Source organism: Neobacillus sp. BF23-41 (assembly GCF_041106275.1).
The window spans coordinates 67375-91819 of sequence record NZ_JBGBPR010000010.1 but is presented as its reverse complement, the minus strand read 5'-3'; the positions used below and the strand labels follow the sequence as shown (position 1 = coordinate 91819).

At 37.1% G+C, this 24445-nt stretch carries 20 protein-coding genes and 1 pseudogene; 13 read left to right on the top strand and 8 right to left on the bottom strand.

Annotation, left to right across the window (positions count from 1 at the left end):
* Nucleotides 1–42: 42 nt before the first annotated feature.
* Nucleotides 43–3945: an endo-beta-N-acetylglucosaminidase gene (locus AB7942_RS16360; protein ID WP_369447676.1), complete on the bottom strand. Its 3903-nt coding sequence runs from the start codon at nt 3943–3945 to the stop codon at nt 43–45.
* 578 nt (nt 3946–4523) lie between these two features.
* Between AB7942_RS16360 and AB7942_RS16355 the strand changes: the two genes are divergently transcribed.
* Nucleotides 4524–4751: an exonuclease/endonuclease/phosphatase family protein gene (locus tag AB7942_RS16355; protein WP_369447675.1), complete on the top strand. Its 228-nt coding sequence runs from the start codon at nt 4524–4526 to the stop codon at nt 4749–4751.
* Nucleotides 4752–4945: 194 nt separating this feature from the next.
* On the opposite strand, the gene AB7942_RS16350 is transcribed toward AB7942_RS16355, so the two are convergent.
* Nucleotides 4946–6109, bottom strand: a complete 1164-nt coding sequence (locus AB7942_RS16350; RefSeq protein WP_369447674.1) for a Gfo/Idh/MocA family protein — start codon at nt 6107–6109, stop codon at nt 4946–4948.
* Nucleotides 6110–6391: 282 nt separating this feature from the next.
* Nucleotides 6392–6814, bottom strand: coding sequence for a hypothetical protein (locus tag AB7942_RS16345; RefSeq protein ID WP_369447673.1), 423 nt, complete (start codon nt 6812–6814; stop codon nt 6392–6394).
* Between the two features lie 269 nt (nt 6815–7083).
* Between AB7942_RS16345 and AB7942_RS16340 the strand changes: the two genes are divergently transcribed.
* Both AB7942_RS16340 and AB7942_RS16335 read left to right on the top strand, forming a co-directional pair.
* Complete coding sequence (locus AB7942_RS16340) at nt 7084–7728, top strand: LytTR family DNA-binding domain-containing protein (RefSeq protein WP_088085383.1); 645 nt, start codon at nt 7084–7086, stop codon at nt 7726–7728.
* A gap of 131 nt (nt 7729–7859) precedes the next feature.
* The gene (locus tag AB7942_RS16335; RefSeq protein WP_369447672.1) at nt 7860–9374 is read left to right on the top strand and encodes a succinyl-CoA:acetate CoA-transferase ScpC; all 1515 of its coding nucleotides are present in this window, start codon (nt 7860–7862) and stop codon (nt 9372–9374) included.
* A 175-nt stretch (nt 9375–9549) separates the two neighbouring features.
* Here AB7942_RS16335 and AB7942_RS16330 read toward each other — a convergent pair whose 3' ends face one another.
* The 3 genes from AB7942_RS16330 to AB7942_RS16320 all read right to left on the bottom strand — a co-directional run bounded on the left by AB7942_RS16330 (nt 9550) and on the right by AB7942_RS16320 (nt 12370).
* Complete coding sequence (locus tag AB7942_RS16330) at nt 9550–9801, bottom strand: DUF2535 family protein (protein WP_369447671.1); 252 nt, start codon at nt 9799–9801, stop codon at nt 9550–9552.
* A gap of 201 nt (nt 9802–10002) precedes the next feature.
* Nucleotides 10003–11130 (bottom strand): carboxynorspermidine decarboxylase, encoded by a 1128-nt coding sequence (gene nspC / locus AB7942_RS16325; protein WP_369447670.1) that lies wholly within the window; start codon nt 11128–11130, stop codon nt 10003–10005.
* Between the two features lies 1 nt (nt 11131).
* Complete coding sequence (locus AB7942_RS16320) at nt 11132–12370, bottom strand: saccharopine dehydrogenase family protein (RefSeq protein ID WP_168241849.1); 1239 nt, start codon at nt 12368–12370, stop codon at nt 11132–11134.
* 663 nt (nt 12371–13033) lie between these two features.
* On the opposite strand from AB7942_RS16320, the gene AB7942_RS16315 reads away from it, so the two are divergent.
* The 7 genes and pseudogenes from AB7942_RS16315 (at nt 13034) to AB7942_RS16285 (ending at nt 18823) form a co-directional block, all read left to right on the top strand.
* A complete protein-coding gene (locus AB7942_RS16315) occupies nt 13034–13498 on the top strand; it encodes a carbohydrate kinase family protein (RefSeq protein WP_369447763.1) in 465 nt (154 codons plus the stop codon).
* A gap of 1 nt (nt 13499) precedes the next feature.
* A complete protein-coding gene (locus tag AB7942_RS16310; protein ID WP_369447669.1) occupies nt 13500–14447 on the top strand; it encodes a nucleoside hydrolase in 948 nt (315 codons plus the stop codon).
* A gap of 19 nt (nt 14448–14466) precedes the next feature.
* Complete coding sequence (rbsK, locus tag AB7942_RS16305) at nt 14467–15342, top strand: ribokinase (protein WP_098933509.1); 876 nt, start codon at nt 14467–14469, stop codon at nt 15340–15342.
* A gap of 186 nt (nt 15343–15528) precedes the next feature.
* The gene (locus AB7942_RS16300; protein WP_369447668.1) at nt 15529–15693 is read left to right on the top strand and encodes a hypothetical protein; all 165 of its coding nucleotides are present in this window, start codon (nt 15529–15531) and stop codon (nt 15691–15693) included.
* Nucleotides 15694–16280: 587 nt separating this feature from the next.
* Nucleotides 16281–16416: pseudogene (locus AB7942_RS16295) on the top strand (2-oxo acid dehydrogenase subunit E2); the annotation flags it as partial.
* Nucleotides 16417–16569: 153 nt separating this feature from the next.
* Nucleotides 16570–17076, top strand: a complete 507-nt coding sequence (locus AB7942_RS16290; RefSeq protein WP_369447667.1) for an acyl-CoA thioesterase — start codon at nt 16570–16572, stop codon at nt 17074–17076.
* A 562-nt stretch (nt 17077–17638) separates the two neighbouring features.
* Nucleotides 17639–18823, top strand: coding sequence for a sulfite reductase subunit alpha (locus tag AB7942_RS16285; protein WP_369447666.1), 1185 nt, complete (start codon nt 17639–17641; stop codon nt 18821–18823).
* 146 nt (nt 18824–18969) lie between these two features.
* Here the strand turns inward: AB7942_RS16285 and AB7942_RS16280 are convergent, their stop codons facing one another.
* A complete protein-coding gene (locus tag AB7942_RS16280; protein ID WP_369447665.1) occupies nt 18970–20973 on the bottom strand; it encodes a catalase in 2004 nt (667 codons plus the stop codon).
* A gap of 422 nt (nt 20974–21395) precedes the next feature.
* On the opposite strand from AB7942_RS16280, the gene AB7942_RS16275 reads away from it, so the two are divergent.
* The 3 genes from AB7942_RS16275 to AB7942_RS16265 all read left to right on the top strand — a co-directional run bounded on the left by AB7942_RS16275 (nt 21396) and on the right by AB7942_RS16265 (nt 23369).
* The gene (locus AB7942_RS16275; protein WP_335712067.1) at nt 21396–21836 is read left to right on the top strand and encodes a YaiI/YqxD family protein; all 441 of its coding nucleotides are present in this window, start codon (nt 21396–21398) and stop codon (nt 21834–21836) included.
* A 139-nt stretch (nt 21837–21975) separates the two neighbouring features.
* A complete protein-coding gene (locus AB7942_RS16270) occupies nt 21976–22887 on the top strand; it encodes an AEC family transporter (protein ID WP_369447664.1) in 912 nt (303 codons plus the stop codon).
* A 203-nt stretch (nt 22888–23090) separates the two neighbouring features.
* Nucleotides 23091–23369: a hypothetical protein gene (locus AB7942_RS16265; RefSeq protein WP_369447663.1), complete on the top strand. Its 279-nt coding sequence runs from the start codon at nt 23091–23093 to the stop codon at nt 23367–23369.
* A gap of 130 nt (nt 23370–23499) precedes the next feature.
* Here AB7942_RS16265 and AB7942_RS16260 read toward each other — a convergent pair whose 3' ends face one another.
* The gene (locus AB7942_RS16260) at nt 23500–24204 is read right to left on the bottom strand and encodes an ABC transporter permease (RefSeq protein ID WP_369447662.1); all 705 of its coding nucleotides are present in this window, start codon (nt 24202–24204) and stop codon (nt 23500–23502) included.
* Nucleotides 24205–24445 lie beyond the last annotated feature (241 nt).

Here is a 24445-nt window from a genome sequence, read left to right as displayed (position 1 = left end):
AACACTCCTATATCAAATTGGTGTGTTTGCGCATAGATACAATTAAGGTGTCATCGTTTCGTTTGTAACAATATGTTCCAGCAAGGATGTTATTTGTTTTGCGTCATCCTTGTCAATATGTTTGCCAGATTGATTTGCAACCCAATCTATTAAACTCTCAAGCGTTTTATAGCCATTTTTTCGGGATTCCTCGGCTTGTTTTTCTTTTCCATTCTGTGTATATGCCACAGCCTTGTTAAAATGTTTCTCGGCATTTTCCAATTGAACAAGTAAAGCATTGCGAATTCCTTTTGGTTCGATTTTAGCTTGTTCCACTATATCTTTAATCGTGCTAACTTTTGCATACACGAAAATGTTTAATGTTCCTACTTCCTTGTTTTTTGTCAAGGATGTATAGGAAACCTGATGGGTACCAATTATTGTTGTATCTACCGTTTTAGACTTCACATTGGATGGATTCGTCACTTGAACAAACAAACCTAAATCCGACACTTGTTTGTTTAGATCATAATCGTCTGCAATAAAGCTTTTATCAGTCAGGCTCAAATAATCAGTTCCCCGAACGGTTATAGTAGGCAGCAAGGTTAATGGGTCAAACTCACCATTGTTACTATTAACTTCTAATCTCTTCTTGTCGTTTTCAAATTTCCCGATATAAACACTAGGTCGTTGATTACTATAATCAGCACCTTGCCCAATTAGGTCGGCTAATGCCCGTTCTGGAGTCCCTTCAGTCATATCAAATTTTGCATTTGATAGATCAAGAGATGTAAGTTTTGAAAACGATGATAAATCGTTGTAAGTTAACTTTTCAATGGCAGTATTACTGAACGATGCAGCTTGAAGATTCGTTAAACCTGTAATAATAACCTCTTTCAATTTCAAATTACCCGAAAATGTACCATTTTTGAGGGTTGTTAAACTTTTACAATTCGTAAGGTCTATACTGGATATATTTGAAAGCAAAGAAATACCAGTTAGATCACTAACATTTGAATTGGATAAGTCTAATTTCCCAGTAAAATTAAATAATTCTTTTGTCGTTGTTCCAACTTGTTCCTGTACAGCGGCAAGCAGTGCTGCATCCGGGATCATGGTTGAATCTATTTTTATAGAATCACCGTAAAGGTATGCTGCAGGCTCAGACTTATTACCACTATAGTCTTCTAGAATGAGTGTGACCACGCCTGATGCCGATGGAAGCTTAATATTTTTTGATGCTGTACTTGAATTCAAATAACTTTTTCCTCTAATTCCGAATGTAGTAGGTGTTGTATATTCACTTTGGAAGGTTAATGGCTTTCCATTTACATATGCATATATTCGCCACCAATCTTCTTGTCTAGGAGCGTCAAGGCTCATATAGGAAGATGTACCACTCTTGGTAACATTGATTTCACCATTATATGGTTCAATATATACATCCTTGAGTTTGCCCGTATAAAGAATCGGTTCACCTTGTTTATTATCCGTTCCGACTACGGATAGAGCCAGCGTATATTCCGAACCATCTGCTACAGGAGCAATAAGCTGAGTTGAGGTAGTTCCTCTATTAACAGTCTTTTTAAAAGTCTCTTTATTGGTACTGTTATTAAATGAAACCTCTATGTTGATGCCAGAATAATCTATATCAGGATTTTTCCAGCTTATATCCAATGTACCGGCATTTGCAGATTGCATAAGGTTGCCGCTTTTAGATAAAGCTTCCTCTACAGTTAGATTACTCACTTTTGTCGAAAAGTCATAACTTGTTGTTGCAGGAGAGCTCTCCGTTTTGTCTGCACCAACGGCCCTTAGCTCTAAGTTTACAATGCTTTTTTCGCCATATAATGATTTGATATAGAATGTATCACCATATGTCCCGCCAAGGTAAACCCTTTTACCATTAGACAGGTTTGCGTACAAGTTATATTGTTTTACTTTACTGTAGTCTTCAAGATCCCATGATACAATCATTTCATTCGTATCAAACGCTTTTTTTACTTTAAATCCTGTTGGTGTATCAAGTGTTACATTTGAGCCATTCGTAAGTTTAATTTCCCCAATGTTTAGTTGGTATTTTTCTATTACAGAATCTTCTTCTGTTCCAAATGATAATCCGATTGCTGAAACTTCTTTACCTTTAAATTTGCTCAAGTCAAACTCTTTAGTGACCCAGGATTCTGATTTCTTATTAGCATCCGGTACGCTGATATATTCAATTTTATTTGGTTCGTCCTTAAATATTAACCCCAGTTCCACTTTAGAATCATCTGTTTCGAAAGGTTTATTGTACGTCAAAGATAATTTGCTGTTTGCGGCTACATCTAAATTCGTTTTATATAAATGTAAGAAGTTATCAGCATCAAGCTTCCCTGATACTACAAGGGAACTTCCGCCATTATATGCGCCTACTTTCGTATAGTCGTATGCTTGTGTATAATATTTTTGACCATAATCAAAGTCTACTTTCAGCTTGTTCTTACTCGTTGTATCAATCCACCATTGCCAAGTTGGGAGAATATCTTGCAGGTTAATATTCGACCATTGCTGATCATTTACCACTTTACCATTCTGATAATACTCCATCCCGTGTCCTGTATTAAAGTTTGTAACGAATGTTGATCCGTTAACAACAGACCGTTCGCTAGCGAAATGAGATACTCCGACCCACCCACTTGCATCCGCAGCTTCAACATCAGGTCTAGAATATCCAGGTTTTTTGCCAGTATCTGTCGGATCCATTAAAACCCCTGAATAGTACATTCTTTCCCGTTCTGAAATCATCCATTGATTTTCAGCTTTTTCTGCTTTTCGATCTAGATGTAACTGGATAAAGTCACTAGGGGTGAACAAAGCAACGCTTCCTCTTAGATTGCCCGTTTCATCAAGTAATTTTTCAACGTCACTTGCAGATCCATGTGAACCACTTAACTTTCCTTGGGCGGCTTCAACTCCAAAGAAAACTTGCTTGAAGGGATCAATTCCCCTCTTTGAAGCATGCTCTAGCGAAGTTTCAATTCGGTTAGATCTGAACCAATCATAATTGACAAAAAGAGAATTATTTACTGTACCATAAGTATCATCTTTAATCCAATGGCTGTTCTTTTCATTTAGTTGATTTTGATATTGAAGTTTCCCATCTGGCAAAATAGAGTCATACGATTGAATGTAAAGCCCGTTCTCCATTAGGTATTTGGTAAACTGCTTATAGATAGGGACATCAGCAGCCGGAACTGTCTCTTCTAAATTAATGAAGAAACCGTCAAAGCCGTAGTATTTGGCAAACTCAACCAGTTTCTTTCCGATTGGAAAGTCTCCATTCTTATCCTGAACAATCATCTGTTTTGGGGCTTGTCCAGCACGAGGCAAGAATATACACCCAAGAGATTTAACCCCATTTTTATGTGCCGCATTGGTATATGAAGGGTTAGGTACATTGATAATACCGAATTCAAAGAATCGCGTTTGCCAAGGACCTTCGGGATCATAGAGACTTTTAGGTACATCTTTCGTCACTACTCCATGCCATGAGGCATAATAGTCCGTGTATTGCCAAAAGTTAAATTGATATTGGCTGAAATCATTGTTATATGGTACTCCTTCAAAGAAAGAGTTCCCGTAGTCACCGCCCATGACTAGGATTTCTGCCTCTGATTTTAGTTTTGGATTTGCTTGTGTGGCCGTAAATGGTTCAATTCGCTTCTGTAGTGGAATATTTGCACGCATTAAATCCGCATATGGATCTGTTTCAGAAGACCATTTCTCCATATCATACATACGTTGCCCCACCATACGCGGCTGATTTTCTCCGACTGCAGCATCACCTGTATATGGCCAAGTATCAGCTGATACAGTCCCTGCACCCATAAATCCTGTATTAGTTAAAACTTGACCAAACATTAGGACGATTACAAACCATGCAAGTGTCCTTTTCATTTGTTTATGTACACATTTTTTTTTCACGATATTCGTACACCACTTTCTAATTTTTAGATGTTTTTGCCTTTTTTCTATTAGAGGTAACAATATCTTGAATTTATAAAGTTAAATATCCTTCACCACCTTTACTTTATTTGACCTTTGGGAAAAGTATATTTCCACTTCAGAATTAGTCATTGATCTAAGTCTTGCTGAAGTGAAAACATTTTATCTATTGACAACACATCATTCCAATTAGTCAAAGAAGTACTTAGCTTAGTAGATGGAAGAATATGCTTACCAATCAAAAAATGAATTGATTTATCATTAGGAGTTTTATAGTTTGCAGGCTTACTTCTGGGAGGAAATTAGTGGACTGTTTTGTTCGCCTGTAATGGGATTATGAATTGTACTAGCTTACAGTAATGTTAAGTGGCAACTTTTAGCATTACATATGGAATTTGCCATGTTGAAGGCTATTTAGAATCAACAGCAAAATTTCGCGGCAACATAATTCCATGCTATGAATCCATACGAAAGTAAGCCCTTTCATTTATACTATCAGGTATTTGATCATGAATATATTGGATAAACTATAGATTTATTGGGTTAACCATAGGTTCATGCAAATATTTCCATATCCAATGATGGCTGGACACTATAAAGATGTATTTGCCGAACTCGGTCAAAATCATGACTTTACCTTTCCAGCAGATAAACCAGATAGTCGGATCGATTATATGTTCACTTCTGAAGATGCCAAAATTTGCTCTGGAGAAGTGATACACACGAATGTTTCGGATCATTTGCCCATTACTGCAGAGTTTGTACTGAAACAAAACGTCATATAATCATTCAGCAAGCCCTTAAGGAAGTGATGAAGGGGCCAGTACTCCGTAGCATTTTTGCAGCGGAGTACTGGCCCCTTTTATAGGTGGTGCGCTTGTTTTTATTTATTGAATTTCGGCAGCCATTCGCCATGTGCTTCGATAAGTTAACCATAATTGAGCCATGAGTACCGTCCTCTTGGCACACCCTTGGCACATTAATGCGTCCCGTGGACATCTAATGTAATATTTCTTACATGTTTTTTCCTATATGTGGAAGTGTTGATTTTTTCTTGTAATTTTTCATAATAGAGGTCCGGGTCGATAGGTAATTCTACTATTTCGTTTAGCCAAGAAGATAAGTAAATGGCATTTGAAATTTCCAACGCCTTTATGCCTTCTGTACCCGGTGCCAATAAAGATGACCCTGTAACAATCGAATCAATCCAATTTTGAACAATCATGGAGTGATTTGCATTTTCAGACTTTACAGGAATTACGACTTTCTGCCATTCAGGCAACCCGAAACCTCCAGTATACGAAGCATTAAATTCACGTTCAGATTGTGTTAATCGGTAAAAAGTAAGTTCTTCATTTTCAACAATGATTTTCCCGCGATCGCCAGCCACCTCAAAGCGATTCGACCCGGGAGCTTCTCCAGTTGAAGTAATAAATACACCTGTTGCCCCATTTTCATACTCCATAAATGCGGTTACATCATCTTCTACTTCAATATCATGAAACTTTCCTATTCTGCACATGGCACGAATGCTCTTTGGCAGGAACCCTGTTGTCCACTGGCAAATATCTAAGTGGTGAAGTGCCTGGTTTAATAGAACACCGCCTCCTTCACCCTGCCATGTGGCTCTCCATTTACTTGAATCGTAATAGCTTTGTGGACGGTAAATATCCGTAACAATCCAGTTGATCCGTTTGATATCGCCAAGTTCACCTGAGTGAATAAGGTCCCGTACTTTTTGATAAAGCGGATTGGCTCTTTGGTTATACATGATGCCAAACACTTTTCCACTAGATTTCGCTGCCTCATTCATTTCTAGCACATCTTTTGTATAGACGCCTGCTGGTTTTTCAATGAGGACATGTATTCCTTTCGCAAAGGCTTTTTTGGCGAGTTCTGGATGACTGTAATGCGGTGTGGCAATAAGAACGGCATCAATTCCTGATTCATTAAAAAAGGTCTCTTCGTCCTGGAAAATTTGCACATTACCTTGCGTATTATTTTTCACCCATTCGGTTCGACTTGCATTGCTACTGCAAATCGCCGTTAAAGTTGCTCCTTTGATTTGTCCTTGATCCAGCATTTGTACATGGGAACTGCCCATATTTCCTATTCCAATCACGCCAACCTTAACTAAACCCATCTCTATCCCTCATCTTCTATTAGATTCTTTTTTTTATATGAAAATCCGAGGATTTATTTGAAAATGTTCTTTATATAGTAAGATGATAAAATAATTAACCGCATTGTGGTACATGTGTACCGTTTTTATAACTTTAGTATAATGAATGGTAGAAACAGATGTCAATGAATATCTTTATCCATTTATTTGGTGTTATTATCAAAAAGCATTGAATCGAAAAAGTAATCTTTCGATCAGAAAATTGAGGAAAAAGGAAAAAGGAAAGAAGCTGATCAAATATAATCAGCTTCGACATGGATGAGGAATTAAAGCAGTAAAATTGCCATCATAGCTTAACATAATGGCGGATTTTACTCCTTCGATGGCAGAGATATGATTGATGAAGCTCAGATCATTCTCTTTTACCCGAATTTCATAGGTGACTTCAAAATCATTCCCAGGCATAACGGATTTAGATTTAAGGGAATGCTTTTTGGCGTGTCCTGAAATGACATGTTCCAAAGAGTTTTCGATCGAATTTTCGTTGTATCTAATCACCAGAAGGTATGGATTCTCAATCTTGATTTTATTAACAAAGACAAACAGGACCAAGCCAATTAAAAAGGAGCCTCCAACCGCAAGCGCGATGAAGCCAGCACCGCATAAAATACCGACAACGATGGCCCAGAAGATATAAACGATATCAAGGGAAATACTTCCATTCAAAAACAATCATCAAATATTATAGTTTAGCTGTATTGATCCTAGTTGGAAATTATTTGATGATTGAATTCTTTACGCATACAAGCAATTTTTCACTCTTTACTAGTAAAATTTTCACAGAAGGGATTTTGTTTGTTGTCAGCTACTATGCTCAGCGTCATTTTATATTTTGACAAAAGCTCCTGATATAGGGGCTTTTTAAGGTTTTTCCATCTGAATCGTCAGTTTGGTTTTAATAATAGTAGTATAATAGTCAATGAGGTGTTAATAGTATGGAAGATATAACTTTAGGATCACTGCTAGATGTGATTGGTGAATTATTTTCAGATGAAATTTCAATTGCTGTTTCTAATACAAAAGAATATATCTACTATCGGCCAAGTAAACGAATTGATTTAAAAATAAGCGCTGGGGACCCTGTCAAGGAGGGGACGATTGCCCATAATGCATTGGTGACGAAGCAAAAGGTCTCTGAGTTTATTAACCGGGATGTTTTTGGTGTTCCTTATCACGGGATGGCCGTACCATTTTTACATAATGGACAGCTAGAGGGCTGTGTAACAGCGATTTATCCTGCTTTAACGGATGGGAAATCGGTGGTTACCGTGAAAACATTGGATGGCTGGGTTCCCATTCCTTTTTCAAAGGTCGTTTATTTAGAGGCTAAAGATAAGAAGACGAGTGTGTATTCAGAAGGGGTTTCAGGCACGCATAAATACTCTCTAAATGAATTTGAATATTTGCTTCCGAAGGATTCCTTTATTAGATGCCATCGGTCATTTATTGTTAATGTTAATCATATTAAAGAGATTTATCCTGACACTCATTCCACCTTTTTGCTTTCGATGGATAATGGGGAGCGGGTACCTGTTAGCCAATCATACTCTAGTTATTTTCGAAAGATTCTAGGATTCTAGATTTTCCTGCTTTAGAGCCTAAATTCGCTGTTTTATCAGAATATTTTGTATCATATTCCATAATTCCTATCCTGATGATGTAAATAGGTAAAATGAGGATAATAACTATTTATGAAAAGAGGGATTGCTTTATGGAGAAAAATTTGGAGCGAATTAGGGATCTTCGTCTAAGAGACCGTGTGGTTACCCCTGAACAAGCAGCTTCCTGGATTCAAAACGGAATGACGTTAGGATTAAGTGGCTTTACACGTGCAGGTGATGTGAAAGCGGTACCAGTTGCATTGGTGAACCGAGTAAAGGATGATGAATGGTTTAAAGTCAATGTCTATACAGGGGCTTCCTTAGGTTCGGATGTGGATCGACTATTTGCTGAAGCAGGTATTTTAGGAAAGCGATTGCCTTTCCAGGCTGATGCGACTATGCGAAAAGGAATCAATCAAGGAGACTTTTTATTTGTTGATCAGCATTTGTCTCACACAGCGGAGCTCATCCGATCTGAAGTGTTGAATATAGATGTTGCGATTTTGGAAGCGGTTGCAATAACAGAGGACGGAATGGTTATTCCTACAACCTCAATTGGAAATTCCTTATCGTTTGCCTTAAATGCTAAGTCTATTATTATTGAAATTAATATGGCCCAATCCACACAGCTAGAGGGGTTGCATGATTTATATGAACCTGGAAAACAGGGGTCACGGCTTCCTATTCCGCTCGTTAAACCGGATGATCGAATTGGAACAATCGGCATTCCGATTGATGTTGAGAAAGTAAAGGGGATTGTGTTTACCAACCAACTTGATTCGCCATCGACGATTGTTCCTCCAGATGAAGAAACGATTATCATGGCTCAGCATTTGATAGAGTTTCTTCAAAAAGAAGTAAAAAGTGGCCGATTAACGGAAAGTTTGGCGCCATTACAATCGGGGATTGGTTCGGTGGCCAATGCCGTTTTGCATGGAATGTTAGATTCAGAGTTTCAAAATTTGGAAGTTTATTCTGAGGTGTTACAGGATGCGGTGTTTGATCTAATGGATTCGGGAAAAGTACGTTTTGCTTCCTGTTGCTCGATCACGCTGTCCGAAGCAAAACATCATCAGGTATTTTCCAATTTTGAATTATATCGTAATAAATTAATGATGCGTCCGCAGGAGATTTCTAATCATCCTGAAATCATCCGCCGCCTTGGATTAATCTCGATTAATACTGCTTTAGAATTAGATATATACGGAAATGTAAATTCCACCCATGTGTTAGGTGCAAGAATGATGAACGGTATTGGTGGCTCCGGAGATTTTGCAAGAAATGCACGCCTAGCTATCTTTGTCACGAAATCGATTGCGAAAGCGGGTAACATTTCAAGCATTGTTCCTTTCGTCTCCCATGTAGACCATACCGAACACGATGTCGATGTGATCGTCACTGAACAAGGATATGCTGACTTACGAGGACTCGCGCCGAGGGAAAGAGTGGAACTGATTATCGAGAATTGTGCGCATCCGATGTATCGTGAACAGCTGCGAGCCTATTACCAGGAAGCACAAACAAGGGGTGGGCAAACTCCTCATGTTTTAGAAAAAGCTTTCTCCTGGCATATGAATTATGTTAAAAATGGAACAATGCTCGAAGCGGTAGTAGAAACGGTATAGGTTTATTTTAGATCAATGTAATAAACTGTATCTTAAGTAACTAAGAAACAGGAAAAATCCTGCAGCACATAGCTGCTGGATTTTTCCTGTTTAGATAATAAAATAAACGTATTACTACTTCTTTATAGATGATATAAAAAATGTAGGAGAGTTTTTTTAAGGTTTCTTAAGAAAATTAAGCGTTACTTTTAAACTGTTTCATACTATATAATTCTTTGAAATCAGGCCAACTCAATTTTCGTTTCAAATATTCCCGAAAAGAATAGCAGCTTTTTTCGTGAGGTTTATTATATAGAAATGAAATATATATTTGTAAACGAATTTGTATCATAAAATAATAATAATTATTTGTTTCTAATACAGGAATTTCAATGACTTTTATCTTCTGTCCAAAAACATTTTTGAACTCTAGGCTCTTACATAACAAAATATCATCTTCTTTTTACGAGTTTCTTTCGATTATAACCTATTTTCCTTTTAATATCTAAATATTAAATATTTAAAAATAATTCAGACTTTTTGATAAAAACCAGACTCATCTTTCAGAATCTGGTTTTTCAATAGATATTCAGGAAGGAGTAGCAGCTACAACTTCGTAATCGTGCTTCTCTTCATAGATAGTATTCTTTTAAGCTAGTCGCATCTTAAAATCTTGATAGCCAAATTCACGCACGACTCGACAATCTCCATCTTTATCTTGAACAGCGATGGCCGGTAATGGCATTCCGTTAAAAGTGGTATTTTTGACCATCGTATAGATCGCCATATCACCGAAAACTAAGCGGTCACCGCTCTTTAATGGCTGATCAAAAGAATAATCTCCGATAACATCGCCTGTCAGGCAGGTTTGCCCGCCAAGTCGATAGGTAAATGGCTTCTCGCCAGCTTCCCCAGATCCAAAAAGCGGGGGACGATAAGGCATTTCCAATACATCAGGCATATGGCAGGTGGCAGAAGTATCAAGAATCGCAATCTCCAATCCGTTTTGATGGAGATCAAGAACAGACGTTATCAAGTAACCTGCATTGAGAGCAATCGCTTCTCCTGGCTCAAGATAGACTTCTAAACCATAGTTATCTTGCATTCTCTTAATACAAGCTTCTAGGCGCGGGATATCATAATCTTCTCTTGTAATATGATGACCGCCGCCAAAGTTGATCCATTCCATTTGCGGGAGCCATTCACCAAACTTTTCTTCCACTGCATGAAGAGTGGTTTCTAAGTCGTCCGAGTTTTGCTGACAAAGAGTGTGAAAATGCAGACCTGAAACGCCATCAAGCAAATCGGGACGAAAATGCTTTTTTGTTACACCAAACCTAGAACCTGGTGAACATGGGTCATAGATGGCATGGCCAATTTGTGTGGAGCATTCAGGATTGATGCGCAAGCCTACTTTACAACCCGCTTGAAGAGCTTTATCTTTAAATTTTTCCAGCTGTGAGAAGGAATTAAAGATAATATGGTCGGAAATGGCTACAATTTCATCGATTTCATCCTCTCGATAGGCAGGGGCAAAGACATGATTCTCTTTGCCCATTTCCTCGTAACCTAGACGTGCCTCGTACAAGCCGCTTGCGGTTGTACCACTTAAATACTTTCCAATGAGAGGATACATGGTTGTCATAGAAAATGCTTTTTGTGCCAAAACAATCTTTGCTCCTGTCCGTTCCATGACTCCGTTCAGGATTTTTAGATTTTTTTCGACAAGACTTTCATCGACTACATAACAGGGTGTTGGTAATTCCTCAAACCGCATCTTAACGAACAAGCTCCGGCTCTTTTACCTTAAGAGGCTCAGAATCTACTAGCTCTGGATATAAGTCTTCTTGCCATGGAAGGCCCCACTTGTTCAATGCGTCCATGAATGGATCTGGATCAAATTCTTCAATATTAAATACGCCTGGTTTATTCCATTTACCAGTCATCAGCATCATCGCACCGATCATCGCAGGAACACCTGTTGTATAAGAAATGGCTTGAGAACCGACTTCTTTATAGCATTCTTGGTGGTCACAAACATTGTAAACGTAATAAGATTTCTCTTTTCCGTCCTTTTTACCTCTAAAGATACAGCCAATATTTGTTTTGCCTACTGTACGAGGTCCAAGTGAAGCTGGATCTGGTAACATAGCCTTTAAGAATTGAAGTGGAATGATTTGTTTTCCTTCATATTCAATTGGCTCAATGGAAGTCATTCCTACATTTTCAAGACATTTTAGGTGAGTAATGTAGCTTTGGCCAAATGTCATGAAGAAACGAATCCGCTTAATGCCTGGGATGTTTACCGCAAGAGATTCAAGTTCTTCGTGGTAAAGCAAGTACATATCTTTCTCGCCAACTTCAGGGAAGTTATAAACGCGTTTGATTTCCATTGGTTCGGTTTCGATCCATTCGCCGTTTTCCCAATATCTTCCATTTGCAGATACCTCACGGATATTGATTTCAGGATTGAAATTAGTCGCGAAAGGATAGCCATGATCCCCTCCATTACAGTCAAGGATGTCGATGTATTCAATTTCATCAAAATGGTGTTTAAGTGCATGAGCAGAGAATACCCCTGTTACACCTGGGTCAAAGCCGCTGCCTAAAAGAGCTGTAATACCAGCTTTTTCAAAGCGTTCGCGATAATCCCATTGCCATTTGTATTCAAATTTAGCCGTATCTTCAGGCTCATAGTTTGCTGTATCCATATAGTTTGTTTTTGTAGCAAGACAAGCATCCATGATCGTTAAATCCTGATACGGCAACGCTAAGTTCATCACGATATCTGGTTTTACTTCTTCAATTAAAGCAATCAACTCATCAACATTGTTTGCATCAACCTGTGCAGTTGTAATTTTCGTTTTGCCGCCATCTAGTTTGGCTTTTAAGTCATCACATTTTGATTTTGTCCGACTTGCGATACAAATCTCTTCAAATACCTCACTGTTTTGAACACATTTATGGATGGCTACTGATGCCACTCCACCACAACCAATAATAAGCGCTTTTCCCATTTTCTTATCTCCTAACTTAATAGACTTTTGACCGTGCAAAGAGGAGTTCTATAACAATATTTCAATGGTCTGAACGATAATAATTATTGTCATAACCCCTAAAAAAACTGTTGAAACGCAACAAAAAAAGCAAGTGCAAAGCGCATAATCGCGCACAACACTTGCTTTCGATATAATCATCAATATTAAAAAAGCATAAGTATACCGTAATGAAAATCATATGTATACTTTCACCATAAAGGTCCGAGGACATTTGTAAGGAAGCTCTATAATATTCAAAATATATCATAATAGGATCAGAGTCTATATAGCAAATAATCACTTTTACTACTCTTATTGACCGTTTCACAAGTTGTGTGCATATGCACTGGTTGTAAAGTAACCAACTTATAAAATTTGAGCTTTTAACTCAATCAATAAGGCAACTAAAGTTGCCATTCGGCATTTGACCCGGCTGTCCGTATGGCCTTAACTTCTTTGAGGAAGTGGTCAAAAGTTATCTGCTTGGAAAGATCCAGACATATTGAATAATCGCTTTCCAAATTACGCACTTTTTATATTATCAGTATATAAAAATATTGGCAATAGAAAAAAAGAAAAAAATATGACAAATTTCGACTATCTCTTGAAAACCATTGAAAATGCCGATCGTATTTTTGGGAAATTAATTCAGATTCGGCCCATATTGAATTAATTAATCAAGTTAAAAAAATAGTTGAAAATATTGATGTTTTTTCAATCAATAAACATGAAGCCAAATCATTGTTCGGCGAAAGTGATTTAGAAGTTATCATGAAACGATTAAAAGAATGGAACATTAACACGGTATTTTTAAGAGTCGGTTCAGAAGGTGCCTATCTAATTACCAAAAAGAACACCGTAAAGGTAAGCAGTGTGAAAAATGTAAAGGTTGTGGATGTAACGGGTGGCGGAAATAGTTCGTCTGCGGGGGTATTAATTGGATACTGCGAAAATCGTTCTTTAGTTGAAATGGGATTAATGGGAAGTATTAGTGCGGCAATTTGTATTGAGCAAGAAGGTACTACCGCTAAATTCGACCAAAGCACACGAAAGAGTGAAGAGGAGTTATTACAAAAAATGATGGAAAAGGTGAATGGGGATGACTGAAATGAAAAAAGTATTAATTGACTGCGATCCAGGAATGGATGATTCATTAGCAATTATCCTGGCTTGCAAATCTGATGTCCTTGATGTTAAAGCAATTACCACGGTTTCCGGTAATTATCATGTTGATATTACAAGTGTCAACGCAAGGAAAACACTTGAACTGTTGAATAGGACAGATATACCTGTAGCTAAAGGGATGACCAAACCAATTGTTCGAGACTTACCTAGTGATCCTTTTACACATGGGGAAGACGGACAAGCGGATGCAAATCTTCCGGAGCCTGCAATGGATCTGGTCAATCAACATGCAATAGATCTTATTATTGAAACCGTTAAAAAATATCCCAATGAACTATATATTGCAGCACTTGCACCATTAACCAATATAGCAATGGCCTTCTTAAAAAGTCCAGAAATCATCCCGATGATTAAAGGGATCTACGCCATTGCAGGAGCGTACGGTCTGAACAAATATTCAACAGCGAATGCAACGGGAGACAATCCCCAAAGTGAATGGAATGTATATGTAGATCCTGAAGCTGCTGATATCGTATTTAAATCAGGCGTGTCATTAACCGCGATTGGATTAGATGTGGCCACGCATTTTGATGTTAATTTTACCCAACAGCATTTACAATTATTAGAGGAAACGAAAATGCAAGAAACAGATTTTCTCTTGAATATGATTGGATTTGTTAACAAGAGAGGTTTTGAGTCGTATTGCGTCTTAATTGATTCAATGGCGATTGGAGCTCTTATTGATGAATCCATCATTAAAACCATGAGAGGAAAAGTAGGCATTGAAACAAAAGGTGAACTTACACTTAGTATGACAGTTTTAGATACAAGACATCACCATACATGGAATACTTTACCTGAGGTTGAAATTGCATGTGAAGCTGAATATGAAAAGTTCTTAGGAATTGTCATGAGTACAGTACTAAAATAATTAAACTGGTGGCGATGAAATGATAACGGTGGTTGGCAGTATCAATATGGACTTGGTAGTTGAAAGTGAAAAAAATCCAACACAGGGAGAAACACTTTTAGGGAAGTCCTTTTCAACCTTTCCAGGTGGTAAAGGATCGAATCAAGCCGTCGCAGCTGCTAGGTTAGGCAGCTGTGTGAATTTTGTTGGGAAAATCGGTAAGGATATTTTTGGGAAAGAACTCCAAGAGAATTTAACTAAAGAGGGTATTAGCATTGAACATATTAATATAGTAAAAGATCAATCCACAGGTGTGGCAAATATCATATTATCTGAAAATGATAATCGTATTATTGTCGTTCCAGGTGCTAATTTTAGTTTATTTCCTTCGGATATCGAAAAGGTGAAAGAATTTTTAGCAAAAAGTGCAATTGTCATCGTTCAGTTAGAAATTCTACCAGAAACAGTGGAGAAAGTACTTGAGCTTTGTCAGCAACAAAATGTTCCTGTTCTCTTAAATCCAGCGCCAGCATCTAATTGCACGAAGGAAATGATAGATATGGCATCCTTTATTACACCTAACGAAACAGAATGTGAGGAACTATTTGGGGGATATTCGCATGAAATTTTAAAGAAATATCCCAATAAACTAATCGTTACACTAGGGGAATCTGGTGCAGCCTACTACAATGGTTCAGAAATTGTTCATGTCAATGGCTATCAGACAACTGTAGTGGATACAACCGGTGCCGGTGATACTTTTAATGGCGCTTTGGGCTATGCAATCAGTGAAGGGTACGAATTAAAAGAGGCCATTCAATTTGCCAATGCTGCAGCTTCACTCTCTGTAGAGAAGCTTGGTGCACAACAAGGCATGCCGTCATTTGATGATGTGAAAAAACGATTAAGACATTGAAATCATGATCCATATTTTGGTGCGTGGTGTTATGGCTCGATCACGTTAAACTCTAGTGATAAACTAGAGTTTATTTTTCAAAGGAGAGTTAGTAATTAAATATCTAGCTATCAAAAGGTATGTTGAAATATTTAAATAAAAAACGAATTATTGCAGATAATTTATACATATGGAAGGAGGGCGACAATGGAAACAAACAATAATGATAAAAATCTTACAAACAAGAATCAAGAAGAAAGCTTGGAAATTAGTTCTACAGGTTATGGATATGAGTCTGTTACAAAAGAAACAGGAGCGGAACAAACAAAACAACAAGCAAAAGGGACGAGCCAATCTTGTGGAGGTTTGTAATTTCTCCCATTTGATTATGAATTTTCACTTCAAAGCCATGATTAAAACACCTGTTCGAAGAAGTACACTTTTTCGAACGGGTGTTTTTTATTAAAAAAGGGCCAAAATAAGTTTAATGGAGATTTCTTTACTGGTGTTGGTTTCACTAGGTGGACAAGGGAAGCCAAAAGAAATATATCCTTTGATGACTAATAAATTTCAAGAACTAACTACCATTCGTGGATGTAGTAATGTGGACTAGTAATGGCTGGGTAGTCTCGTTTTTAGTACTTGCATTAGAAGAATCTGGTCCAGCAATACTTTAAAAATCTCCTGCCTAATTAATGGTTTTTTTAACTATTTTTTAATAAAGGTAATCCATTATTAACCCCTAAATTTATACCATATAAAAGTTTTTTATATGTGATTATAATTTTATATCATTTTATTTATTTAAATATTTGCATTATTCTTAGTCATAAGAAATTAATAATTACTTTTTTGAACGAAAAACATAAGGAGAAACAGAATCATGGGGGATATTGTGCATGGAAATACAAAAAACCTAACAAAATCCATGTCGAAACTTTCATGGTCCAAATCTTGTCTTTACTATCACAAACGGTGGAGTCTTTAGTTCCTTAATGTCAACGCCGATCTTAAAAAGCCTACAAGGGGAGATTCTCGGTATGCATAAAATCAAACATGTATATTGCCCTTTCTTACGATCACTGGATTGGGATGTAAAAAGAAATCGTTAGTTTCTTGGCACTGTCAACTAGTTATTTGGAAGATCCAGAAACTTAATTATTAGAAGACTAAGAGCTTTATAGGTTGGACTTAATTAAAGCTATTTCGTAGAAGATTGTGCCAGTAGTTCAATAGGGGAGTATATATATGGAAGCAAAATATTGTAAAGAATCACGAGTTATACGAACAAGTCGTGTATTTCCAAATGACGTAAACAATCACAATACATTATTTGGAGGAAAATTAATGAGTGATGTGGACCAGGTAGCGTCTGTTTCTGCGGCTCGCCATAGTCGCAGGGAATGTGTAACTGCTTCAACTGATTCAGTTGACTTCTTATATCCTGTTCGTACAACAGATTCGGTCTGTTTTGAATCATATGTGACATGGACAGGGACATCGTCTATGGAGGTTTTTGTGAAAATTATTGCTGAAGATTTAAAAAGTGGAAAACGTACAATTGCAGCAACAGCTCTATTAACATTTGTCGCACTTGATGAACATAAACGTCCAACAGATGTTCCACAGGTTATTCCGGAAACAGAAGAAGAGAAAAAATTGCATGAGACCGCACCAGAGCGAGCAAGAGTGCGCAAAGAAAGAAAACAAAAGAGCAAAAAATTAGCTGCTTTTTTAACAACAAATTATCCTTAAGGTCAACAAAGCTTAAGTTAATTTAGTTAAGTTAGTCAGCAGGACTAGCAAATAGTTAATCTTTAAATTAGGGTGGGATTTTTATGTGGATTATCACTCAGTATTTAGATTCAAATATTACAATGTTTGAATTTGAGACAGAAGCAGAAGCAAAAGAGGCCTTTTAAAAAAATTGAAGGTTATAAAATTCTTTCTGAAATTGTTTACTTTACCTATTCTTTTTTTCCGATAGTTACGGATTGAGATATATTTGTTATGTTAACTAAGGATAGAATGGTTGAAATCCCAAGTTTTTTAATCCTATTTTCTAGGCTCATTTCATTCAATTAATTTGTATTAGCATTAAGAAAATTGATCTACTGGGGCCAGGCACTATTCGAACTTTTTTAAATAAGGAAAGAGAACTTAAAGCTTCTTCAAATTTTTTCTATATATAGTGCCAGCACTTTAATTTTGATTGGTAAATTCACTCGGGATTGGTATGAAAATTGTGAAAAAATACATATCTGATTTCCAAAATCAATGTTAAAATTGTCTATATTACTTTTGGAGGTTAAGAACCATGCAAAATACTTTGGATAACACCAAAACTGCCGAAAAAGACAAACAGGTTCAAACACCATTTTCACGAACAAATCCATTTCCGGCAAAAGTTCTTAAAAATATTAATATCAATGGGACAGGCTCTAGTAAAGAAACAAGACATATTGAGTTATCACTAGAAGGGTCAGACCTTTCTTATGTACCAGGTGATACCCTAGGCATTATCCCTTCGAATGATCCAGAGCTTGTGGCTTCGCTTTTTGAGGAAATGCATTGGGATGAAGAAGCGATTGTAATTATCAATAAGCAAGGTGACACATTGTCACTAGAGAAAGCGCTTATCAACTATTTTGAAATTACATTACTTTCAAAAAAGATTTTACAGCAGGCAGCCGCGTTTACAGAAAGCGAAGCGTTACAAAAGCTTCTCTTGGTTGAAAATGCAGCCCAATTGAAAGAATATTGCAATGGACGAGATTTGCTTGATATGTTACATGAATTCGGTCCATGGAAAGCTACTGCTCAGGAAATCGTCTCCTGCTTAAGAAAAATGACGCCGCGCCTCTATTCGATTGCTAGCAGTATTGCAGCGAATCCAGAGGAAGTTCATTTAACCATAGGTGCTGTGCGCTACACTTCTCATGGACGCGAGCGTAAAGGGGTTTGTTCTGTTTTATGTGCTGAACGTGTAAATGAAGGAGATACGCTTTCAGTCTTTGTTCAAGCAAATAAACATTTTTATCTGCCAGAGTCTCATGATACTGATATTATAATGGTTGGACCTGGGACAGGTATTGCGCCATTCCGTTCTTTTATACAGGAACGTACCGTGAATAAAGGAAAAGGGCGATCATGGCTATTTTTTGGAGACCAGCATGCTGCTTCTGATTTCCTTTATCAAGATGAATTGGAAAAATATCAACAAGATGGGGTACTGACAAAACTAGATGCTGCCTTCTCCCGCGACACAGCACAAAAAGTCTATGTTCAACATAAAATGCTTGAACATAGTAAAGAACTGTACGAATGGCTTCAAAAAGGTGCATATTTCTACGTTTGTGGAGATAAGGAATACATGGCGAAAGACGTCCATGAAACGCTTATCAGCATAATTGAAAAAGAAGGTGCGATGAGTCGCGATGCAGCAGAAGCGGATCTAAAAGATATGCAGAAGCAAGGGCGTTATCAACGTGATGTGTATTAAAAGATAAGCAACAAAAATCTATAGTAACCACCCTTCGTTCCGGTTGGACGAAGGGTTTTTTATCATTGATTTAATTTGAATTCATTAATTTCTAAACGAAGACGATAATGGCGAACAGTGACAGGTACTGTTCGCCTGTTATTTGTTTATTGGCGGTCCCAGAATCGGCCCTTTGCAATCCCTTCAATAAATTCAAGGATGTCGTCCTCTGATAAATCGTAAACACCTGCTGTATCTAAATGGACACGACTGCGTTCTAATGCTTTGCTTTCCTTTATAGCTACAGCTAATGGTTTAAAATGCTTAAACGTGGTTTCAATGAATTCTAAAACAGGTGTTTCCATTTCATTTTCACTGCTTATTAATAATGCTGCATCAAAAAGACTTGAATCAGCCGTATCAAAGGTATCAGTTACTTTGAGTACTGGATTAATAGCATAAATCTTTTTAGCTACGATACTATAGTTTACATTATTCTGTGCTAGAGTTTTCACCCATTCTGTTAATTTTTCATCATCGGGTTCACCATTTAACAAAATAGCGACATTCTTTGTATCAGGTTTACTAACTGTATTCACCATACTAAGTGCCGGAGATCTTTTATCGGATATGACTTCGAGATTTTCTTCAGGAAGTCCGGCACCTATGTTACCGGCAACTTCTTCAGCGATTTGTCTATCTATATGGTTTAAAAGGGAAACGGCATTATTTTTAACTAGGTCCGATTTACATTTGCCAAGTTCAAAGCTAAGTGCATCTTTTAAGTGTTGTTGCTCAAATGGAGCGAGACTATTATAGAATAACTTTGCTTGTGAGTAGAAGTCTAGGAAACTCTCACTACGGCCTCTAATTTTACGTCCATCAATTTTTTCTTGATATGTTTCATAACCACCTAGTTCCACTGGCACAGGTTCAGGTTGGTTGGCATTTAAACCGTTGCGATGGTAGCTTGTTTGACCTTGATGAATAGTCATTTGGTGCATTCCATCACGTTGATTGTTATGGAAAGGACATACCGGTTTATTTATCGGAATTTGATGGAAATTAGGACCTCCCAGACGGGAAAGCTGAGTATCCGTATAAGAAAATAAACGTCCCTGTAAAAGAGGATCATTAGAAAAGTCGATGCCTGGCACAACATGACCAGGATGAAAAGCTACTTGTTCGGTTTCTGCAAAGAAGTTATTGACATTGCGATTTAATGTCATTTTACCGACGATTATTACTGGTATCTCTTCTTCTGGCCATAACTTTGTGGGATCTAGAATATCAAAATCAAATTTAAATTCATCTTCTTCAGGAATAAGCTGTAAACCGAGCTCCCATTCGGGATAATCGCCTTTCTCAATTGCTTCATATAAGTCTTGACGGTGAAAGTCAGGGTTTTTACCAGCAGCCCTTTGAGCTTCATCCCAGACTTGAGAATGGATACCAAGAGCAGGTTTCCAGTGGAACTTCACAAAATGTGCTTTACCATCAGCATTAATAAGACGGAACGTATGCACACCAAAGCCCTCGATCATACGTAAACTGCGAGGGATGGCACGGTCACTCATCACCCACATGACCATATGGGCTGTTTCAGGATTTTGTCCAACAAAATCCCAGAACGTATCATGGGCACTGGCGCCTTGTGGCATTTCATTATGAGGCTCCGGTTTAACAGCGTGGACAAAATCAGGGAATTTAATGGCATCTTGGATAAAGAATACAGGCATATTATTACCAACTAAATCAAAGTTGCCTTCATCCGTATAAAATTTGGTCGCAAATCCACGGACATCACGAACCGTATCGCTTGACCCTCTCGAGCCTTGTACTGTTGAAAAGCGTACAAAAACCGGTGTGGTTTTAGAGGTATCATTAAGAAAATCAGCTTTCGAATATTTTGCTAGGCATTCATAGACTTGAAAGATGCCATGAGCCCCCACTCCGCGCGCATGGACAATACGTTCAGGGATCCGTTCATGGTCAAAATGTGTCATTTTTTCTCTAAAATGAAAATCCTCCATCAGGGTTGGGCCTCTTAATCCAGCTTTTAAAGAAAACTCATCTTCTGCCACCTTTAACCCTTGATTGGTAGTCAAACCTGCTTTTTCTTCGTTATTAATGGTAAAATCCTTTAATTGTGCAGCCTTCTTATTTTCCATAATTGAACCTCCTAAGGAAAGTATGTATCCTCTTAGAATGAGAAAAGAGCAGGTAAATTTATTTACCCACTCTCTCGATACCCTTTTTGAAGGTAAATAAAACATATCCAAATTGGGGTACATATTGATGGTGTCGTCAAAAAAACCGATTTCTACATTGATAACCAATTGATTATGAAAAATGGTACATTAATATAATTTGTTCTCAGCCTATTTACTCTTCACTATTGCGAGTGTTGCCGTAAAAAGGCTGATTATTTATGAGGTAAAAGCAGCTACTTAACTGAGCTATTCATTAATTAATCTTCCAAAGGGGGCCTATAAATTTATAAGCGAAGCACCTGTGCTTACATAGTTTGACAAAAGCTCAAATTAGCAATAGTATCACTATTAATTCGAACTTTTTTACAGGAGAGATAAAGATGAAAATTTATGTGGATGCTGATGCTTGTCCGGTAAAAGATATTATTATTTCGGAAGGAAGGAATGCAGAAATTCCTATTATTCTTGTGACGAGCTTTTCTCATTTTTCTAATGCGGAACAACCTTCAGGAGTGAAAATCATTTATGTTGATTCTGGAGCAGATGCTGCCGATTATCGGATTATGAAGTTAGCCGAATCAGGAGATATTATTGTTACGCAAGATTACGGACTTGCATCACTAGGTTTAGCAAAAGGGTGTATAGTCCTTCACCATAAAGGGTTTAGCTATACAAATGAAAACATTGACGAATTATTACAATCACGGTATTTAAGTGCCATGGCTCGAAAAAGCGGAAAGCGAACAAAGGGACCCAAGCCTTTTACAGAAGAAGATCGGGAGCAATTTAGGAGGCTTTTTAAACAAGTTATTTTTCATTAGAGTGTTGACTCAGCCAACACTCTTCTATTCGTTATTAGACAGAGACGACATCTTAATGAAATGACAGGATGAATTTATCACATATACTTACTTACAGAAACTCAAATTTAGATACTTCATAGAGGAGCGTATTTTTTTAATGAATCAGGAATTTCTTTATATTATTATTATCATTGCCCTTGGGTATCTATTAAAACGTTTAAATATTTTAAAAGAAAAAGATGGAGTAGTCATATCAAAAATTATTTTTAAAATTACCCTTCCTGCCTTAGTTCTTGTCACATTCGATTCTGTAAAAATAGAAACATCTTTAATTTTGTTACCAGTTATCGTACTTGTTTATGGAATCATAGCAGCAAGTCTAGGTTTCTTAGTTTTTAAAAATGAGGAAAGAGAACTGAAAGGTTCTTTTCTGATGCTTTCTTCAGGATTTAATGTTGGCTTATTTGCATTTCCTTTAGTTTATGCAATATGGGGTATGGATGGATTAACATATTTTAGTATGTTTGATGTCGGAACATCATTTGTCGTTTTTGGTATTTCCTATATTTTAGGAAGTTATTTTTCAGCAGAAGGACTTAGGCTTAAACCATTAGAAATTCTAAAAAAACTTGCCAAGTCTATTCCGTTAATGACGTATCTTATGGCTAGTCTTTTAAATTTTAGCCACCTCCATTTACCTGATACGATCATTCATGTTGCAAGTACAATCTCTGGTGCCAATATGCCGTTATCATTATTATTATTAGGGCTCTATTTGAATTTTAAATTTGACAAACAATTGATTAAACCAATGTTGAAATATTTAACCTTCCGATATGGTTTAGGTCTACTTTTTGGATTTGGTTTATACTATATTCTTCCGTACAATCAGATGTATCGATTTACAATCTTGATCGGTTTGTTATTACCTGTTGCAGCATCCGCCTTAACATTTGCCGTTGAATTTAAATACAGCACCAGCAGCACCCGTTTAATCGCTACTATATCAAATATTACGATTTTAATTAGTATTGCCATTTTATATATTTTTTCTAACTTTATTTTATAATGCTTTGAATTAAAAAAAAAACTCCACAGGCTCTTGTTGCTATTTTTGTTCCGCACTTTCTCGTTATCAAATGATGCTGAAAATGAAGAATGTTGTTCAAGTTAGAAAGTCACTTTCCAATTAATAATTCTTGTACTGCCCTCATATAATCATTCATATTGATTAATTTGTTATGGTTTCAGGCTTTTACAGAGGAGGATTTTATGAAACTATATCTAATTATTAGCCAAATCTTATTTTTACTTTCTTTGATTCCCTGGTTTGTAATTTGGGGATTGTCGTTTATGAGCTTCGATAGTGGGGTGAACCTATCTAATGGTTCTTTTGTTCTGGCCATTTCTTTGTACCCAGTTGCTGTAATCATCAGTTCCATTTTAGCCTGGGTATTCCGAGTGAGAAGGAAACGACTTGCTTGTATACTTAATTTAATTCCAATGATATGGATTATGGCCTTTCTTGGGTTTATGTTAGTGTACAATTGAAAAAATGTCTGGGTACACAGTTATCAAGTGACAAGATATATTAACGATTAAAATGGATGGGTTTAAATTCTATTTAAATAAAAGGAAACTACCAAATAAAGTAGTTTCCCTTTTCAATAGTGAAAGATTATTATTTTTTAACCACGTTATATCGCTTTAACACGATTTTCCCAAATTGAGTCAGGATGCGATCCATTAAAAATCCCATTAATCCAAGTGTGACGAGACCAACAAAAATCCAATCTGTTTTAAAGTACAATCTTGAATTCCAAATCATGTAGCCAATCCCTTCATTCGCTGCAACCATCTCAGCCCCGACAATGGCCATAAAGGAGGACCCCATAGCCAGTTTAGCTCCCGTGAATATATAAGGAAGGGAAGCTGTGATGATGACATGGAACATAATTTGTACTTCTGACGCTCCCATGCTTCTAGCAGAACGTATTTTATCTTCTTCTACAAAAAGGACACCCGTAATGGTATTGATAATGACGATAAAGAAGGTGGCATACATGATTAAAAAGATTTTGGACTGCTCGCCTATTCCGAACCAAAGCATGAATAACGTAATAAACGCAAGGGGAGGAATGAAACGAATAAAATTGATAATCGGATCCAGCACCACTCTTAAAGTTGAAAAGCGACCTATCAATAAACCAATCGGGATGGCAACCACATTCCCCAGCGTCCAACCAATAATCCCTCTCACAAAGCTGGCCCCCATGTATTTAAATAAGGAGCCATCCTTGCTAAGGTCAATCGCTCCTTGCCATACAACTAATGGGCTGGGCAAAAACTGGGGGTCAGAAAAAGCCGCGGCAATGCTCCATACCAATTATTCGAACAAGTGTTGAACACGGAACCTAGAAGGTTAATTCCCTTTATTAGGTTTGGTACGCGATTTGGGATGCTTATGAGGTAGCACGGAGTATATAAAAAATGGTTACTTTTTTCTTAAAAAACCCATGCGGCCGCATGGGTTTTTTTGAATGGCGAACAGTGACAGTCACTGTTCGCCATTTTTATTAGAAATATACTTCAAAGCTTTTTAACACGAAATTCTCAGGTATAGTAAT